Below are 5,019 nucleotides of genomic sequence, written 5' to 3' on the forward strand. Positions count from 1 at the left end.
CGCAGCCGCCGCGGCCATGGCGGTGGGCACCGAGGGTCCGTACGCGATCAGCGTCGCCTCGGTTCCCGGCCGGGCAACGACTGCGCGGCCGATGGAGCGCGGCCCGGTCTGCTCGTCGAAGGACCGGCGGAGCTCGGCCAGGTCCAGCTCCTCCTTGGACCAGTACAGTTTCTTCGGTTCGAGGAACACCACGGGATCGGGCAGGGCGATCGCCTCACGCAGCAGAGTGTAGGCGTCGCGGACCGTGGCCGGGGCGAGGACCGTCAGGCCGGGGGTGTGCGCGTAGTAGGACTCGGAGGAGTCACAGTGGTGCTCCACTCCCCCGATTCCTCCCGCATAGGGGATACGGATGACCATCGGGAGGAGAACCTTGCCCCGGGTCCGGTTGCCCATCTTCGCCACGTGGCTAACCACCTGTTCGAAGGCGGGGTAGGCGAAGGCGTCGAACTGCATCTCGACGACCGGGCGCATGCCGTTCATCGCCATGCCGATGGCCATACCCATGATGCCCGCTTCCGCCAGCGGCGTGTCGAAGCAGCGTTCCTCACCGAACCGCGCGGTGAGGCCGTCCGTGACGCGGAAGACCCCACCCAGCGGTCCCACGTCCTCCCCGAACATCAGGACGGATTCGTCGGCCTCCATGGCATCGGCAAGGCCCGTGTTGAGTGCCTTGGCGAAGGTGACAGGAGTTGCGGTGGATGCGCGGGCGGTGCCCGTGGTGCGTTCGGCTGTCTGCGTCATGGCGTGATGTCCTCGCGGATCAGTTCCTCGCGCAGCAGGTCTGCCTGTTCACGCAGCTGGGAGGTTTTCTGGGAATAGACGAAGGCGAAGAGGTCCTGCGGATCCACTTCGGCCTCCTGGTTGAGCCCGTCGCGGATGGTTGCGGCCAGCGCCTCCGCCTCCGCCGCGAGCCCGGCCTCGGCATCGTCGTCGAGCAGGTTCAACCCGCGCAGATAGATGCGCAGCCGGCTCAGCGGATCCTTCGGCACCCACGTCTCGACGTCGGCGGCCGGGCGGTAGCGTGTGGCGTCGTCGGCGTTGGTGTGCGCCTGCATCCGGTAGGTGTGGGCCTCCACGAGGGAGGGGCCTCCGCCGTCACGCGCCCGGTCCACCGCCGCACCGAGAACTGAGAGCAGGGCCGCGAGGTCGTTGCCGTCCACGCGCTCGCCGGGCATGCCGTACCCGATCGCCTTATGGGCCAGCGACGGCGCCACCGACTGGTTCTTCAGCGGCACCGAGATGGCGTACTCGTTGTTCTGGATGAAGAACACCACGGGGACATGGAACACTGCCGCGAAGTTGAGTGCCTCGTGGAAGTCGCCCTCGCTCGTGGCCCCGTCACCGCACAGAGCGAGCACCACGGTGTTCTCACCGCGCAGTTTTGCTGCGTGGGCAACGCCGACGGCGTGGAGCAGCTGGGTGGCGAGCGGCGTTGCCTGCGTAGCTACCTTGTACTCATAGGGGTCATACCCGGAATGCCAGTCACCACGCAGCATGGTCAGTACCTGGAGGGGGTCCACCCCGCGCGTGATGACGGCGACGGTGTCGCGGTAGGTGGGAAAAAGCCAGTCCCGCTCGTCGAGCACGGCGGCGGCCGCCACCTGGCACGCCTCCTGCCCGTGGGAGGACGGGTAGACCGCCATGCGTCCCTGACGGACGAGGGCGTTGGCCTGGTCGTTGATCCGGCGTCCGTTGACCAGCTGGGCGTACCCGCGGCGCAGTTCGACGCCGTCGGGCAGCGGATAGCGGTCATTGTGCTGGTGGACTCCGTCCTGGTCGATGAGCCGCACCGGGCTCGACGACGGAAGGAGGGCTGCCTCCGGGCTGCTGCGGCGCTCGCCGTCCTTCTGTGGACTGTCGAACTGCCGATTCGCGGGGATCGTCATTGTCGCCTCCATTGGCCGCCGGTCGGCGGTTCGATGCCAGAGCGACGCAGTGCCCGCCGACTTCCGGTTCTGGATACTGCGTCGCTTCAAGTATCGCTCCGGTAGCGGATCGTCGCCACGGATCCGGCACATTGTGGATTTACCGGTCAGTATCGGCTACTTTTGGAGACAGATTGTAAGTGTGAGCTGGATTACGAAGGGAGGCGTCGACACGTGGAGAGACACCTGGACGAGGTGGACCGAAGGATTCTTGCGGAACTCACCCGGGACGCGCGGCAGTCGGTCACGTCAGTGGCGGAAAACGTGCATATCTCGCGTGCCCACGCCTACTCCCGTATCGCGAAGCTGACCGACGACGGCGTCATCACCCGGTTCACGGCGATCATCGATCCGGCGAAGGCAGGCCTGAAATCGTCGGCGTACGTGACGCTCAAGGTCCGGCAGCACGCCTGGCGGGAACTCCGGGAGAAGCTGCAGGAGGTCCCGGAAGTCCACCACATCGCGTTGGTCGGCGGGGACTTCGACGTCATTCTCCTGGTTCGGGCCGAGGACAACGTCGGCCTCCGGCGCGTGATTTTCGATCAGCTGCAATCCATGCCCGGCGTGCTCGACACCCAGACCTTCCTCGTCTTCGAGGACCTCGACACCCGCTGATGGATTCACTGGTGCGTTTCAGCCCTCGAACACCGGCTTCCGCTTCTCCTGGAAGGCCCGGAATCCCTCGGCATAATCGGTGGTGCTGCAGAGCTCGCCCTGGGCAGCGTTTTCCTCGCTGATCGCATCCCAGAGGCCGAGCCGCCTGTCGCGGATGCCCGCGACGAGCTCTTTGGAGGCCCGGAACGCACCGGTGGCCCCGGCGGCAACCCGCTCGGCGGTTTCGCGCGTGCGCTCCAGCAGGTCCCCGGCGGGCATCACCCGGCTGAACAGGCCGGCGGCGACGGCGTCGGCTCCCGTCATCAGTTCTGCCGTATAGATCAGGTCGAGCGTGCGGTGCGCGCCCAGCCGCTCGGTGAACAGCCAGTGCCCTCCCGAATCGAGGGTGGCGCCGAGGTTGGCGAACGGCGAGCCGAGCTTCGCGTTCTCCGCTACGTAGACCACGTCCGTGGCCACCAGCAGCCCGAGCCCGACGCCGAGGCACGCCCCATGCGCGGCGGCGAATGTCGGCGCGGGAAAAGCGGCCATCTTCCGCAACAGCGGGGTGACGAGCCCGTCCAGGTACGCGACGGCGTCGTCGGTCTCGGGATCGACGCCCGAGATGTCGCGGCCGGCGCAGAACGCTCGGCCCTCACCGCGCAGCACCAGCGTCCGGACGGCCCCGGTCGCTGCGGCGCGGGCGGCATCGTCGTACGCCGAAGACAGGTCGGTGAGCGCCTGCTCATCCAGGGAGTTCAGCTTGTGGGGTGCATTGAGCACGATTTCCGCGACGTTGTTTTCAAGGGTCAGTTCAATCATGGAAGTGCCTTCCGATCCGGTGCGTCCCATCAGCCTAGCGGTGACGGACCGGCGACCCGCCTGGTGCGCATCTAGCCGGTTGCGGCCGCCAGGCTTCCTCGGATCACGCTGACGCCGGAGTGGGCGGGGTCTCCGTCCAGCGGCTCGTCGGAAACGTCCACGATAGGGAACGCCGCGAGGTCCACGCTGTCCGGAATCGCCAGGGAACCGGTGCCTTCGCCAAGGACCCCCAGGCTGTACATCTGTTGGAGATCGGGCGCGATCAGCCATACTTCCTGGTACCCGTCGGCCTGCTCCTCGGTCAGGGTGATCCGGAGAGTCCGCGCGCCGTCAGCTGAAAGTACTTCGGCACTTCCCTGGGCTGTATAGCCGTCGAGCGGAGCCAGGTCGGCCTGCGCAACCACCCCGGGGGACGCTTTCGTTCCAAGCATCTGGGCGGCCCAGAACGCTCCCGCGCCCGTCAGCACACCGATCGACACCGCAGCGACCAGGGACTTCGTGGTGAACGTCCGCGGCCCTGGTCCGCGCGGTGTGAAGGTCACCAGCTGCCCCGCCGGAGTGGCTGCGGCGTCGCCGGACCACGGGTCTGCGGTCGACCGGTCTGCGGTCAATGGGTCCGGAAGCAGCGACGGCTGCAGGCCGAGTTCCCGGTGGATCGCCTCCCATACCTGGGGGTCGGGCGATTCGAGATGTGTCCTCGAAGTGTCGCCCTGTGCCGCCACCACCACGAGGTTGAGTTCCCGAACCTCAGCGGCACACCTCTCGCACCCGGCGAGGTGCTCCTCCGAGGGAGCATCCAGGGACTCGTTGAGGGCGGCCATACTGATGGACCCTGGATCAAGGTGCTGCATTCCAGGTCTCCAATCGGCTGCGTAGTGCGGTGAGGCTTCGGCGAATGTGGCTCTTGACCGTCCCAAGGGGCAGATCGAGCCGGGACGAGATTTGTTGATGTGTTAAGTCTTCGCAGAAGGCCAGCCTGAGGATTGACCGTTGGGGTTCGCCGAGCAGTTCCAGTTCCGCATCAAGGACCACCCGGTTCGCCACACTCTCGATTTCGTCCACCCCGTTCTCGTCCGCACGCGGGTAGCCGGCCGTGTGTGCCAGGTGAACAATCCGGTTCCTTTTCTGGCGGGCGGACTGCGCGTCGGAGACCACGTTCCTGCTGATGCCCAGCAACCAGGCCGGCAGGCTGCCGGCCTCCGGATTGTATCCCGCCCGAAAGCGCCAGGCCCTGATGAAGCCCTCCTGGGTGGCATCGGAGGCTGCGGACCGGTCGCCGAGCGAACGGAGCGCCAGGCTGAAGACGAGCGGTGAGAAACTCCGGTATGCCTGAGCGAGTGCCTGCTCGTCACCGGCCGAGAAGTCGACATCCAGCCGCCGGGTCCACTCGGAACTCGGAGGTGTCAAGCTGCTCTCCTCTACGACACGGCCGCTGAACCCAAGCCCCCAATGGTGGTCTCCGCTTCGCCGCCCAGCCGCTGCCTGCATGGCCGTTCAGAGCGGCGACGCCGTCAGCACCACATCGTCCTCATAGTCGTCCTGATCCGCCAGCCATTCACCGCCGCAAGTGATAATTATCAACTGGTGCCCGCCGTCGCGACGAAAGATCTCATCAGTGTTCAGGGTCGCCTTCGGTTCGTGCCTGACATCCGTGACCTGGTACCGCACCGGCTCGGCATCC

Annotated in this window: 7 protein-coding genes; 1 reads left to right on the forward strand and 6 read right to left on the reverse strand. The window is 66.7% G+C overall.

Going from position 1 to position 5,019, the window contains the following annotated elements:
* The coding region (locus tag Y704_RS18750) for an alpha-ketoacid dehydrogenase subunit beta (protein ID WP_035771426.1) at positions 1–741 on the reverse strand (741 nt) is incomplete at its 3' end.
* The gene (locus Y704_RS0103385; protein ID WP_026549053.1) at positions 738–1,886 is read right to left on the reverse strand and encodes a thiamine pyrophosphate-dependent enzyme; all 1,149 of its coding nucleotides are present in this window, start codon (positions 1,884–1,886) and stop codon (positions 738–740) included. The genes Y704_RS0103385 and Y704_RS18750, both read right to left, overlap by 4 nt.
* Before the next feature lie 213 nt (positions 1,887–2,099).
* On the opposite strand from Y704_RS0103385, the gene Y704_RS0103390 reads away from it, so the two are divergent.
* The gene (locus Y704_RS0103390; protein WP_026549054.1) at positions 2,100–2,540 is read left to right on the forward strand and encodes an Lrp/AsnC family transcriptional regulator; all 441 of its coding nucleotides are present in this window, start codon (positions 2,100–2,102) and stop codon (positions 2,538–2,540) included.
* An 18-nt stretch (positions 2,541–2,558) separates the two neighbouring features.
* Here Y704_RS0103390 and Y704_RS0103395 read toward each other — a convergent pair whose 3' ends face one another.
* The 4 genes from Y704_RS0103395 to Y704_RS24335 all read right to left on the reverse strand — a co-directional run.
* Positions 2,559–3,338, reverse strand: coding sequence for an enoyl-CoA hydratase/isomerase family protein (locus tag Y704_RS0103395; protein WP_026549055.1), 780 nt, complete (start codon positions 3,336–3,338; stop codon positions 2,559–2,561).
* Between the two features lie 71 nt (positions 3,339–3,409).
* The gene (locus tag Y704_RS0103400; protein WP_026549056.1) at positions 3,410–4,189 is read right to left on the reverse strand and encodes an anti-sigma factor domain-containing protein; all 780 of its coding nucleotides are present in this window, start codon (positions 4,187–4,189) and stop codon (positions 3,410–3,412) included.
* Entirely contained in the window at positions 4,176–4,745 is a 570-nt protein-coding gene (locus tag Y704_RS0103405) for an RNA polymerase sigma factor (protein ID WP_026549057.1), read from the reverse strand. Before Y704_RS0103405 ends, Y704_RS0103400 begins: the two co-directional genes overlap by 14 nt.
* Positions 4,746–4,832: 87 nt before the next feature.
* Positions 4,833–5,019: class F sortase (locus Y704_RS24335; RefSeq protein WP_162149362.1), on the reverse strand; the 187-nt coding region annotated here is incomplete at its 5' end.

The organism is Arthrobacter sp. Br18 (assembly GCF_000520555.1).
GTDB lineage: Bacteria > Actinomycetota > Actinomycetes > Actinomycetales > Micrococcaceae > Arthrobacter_D.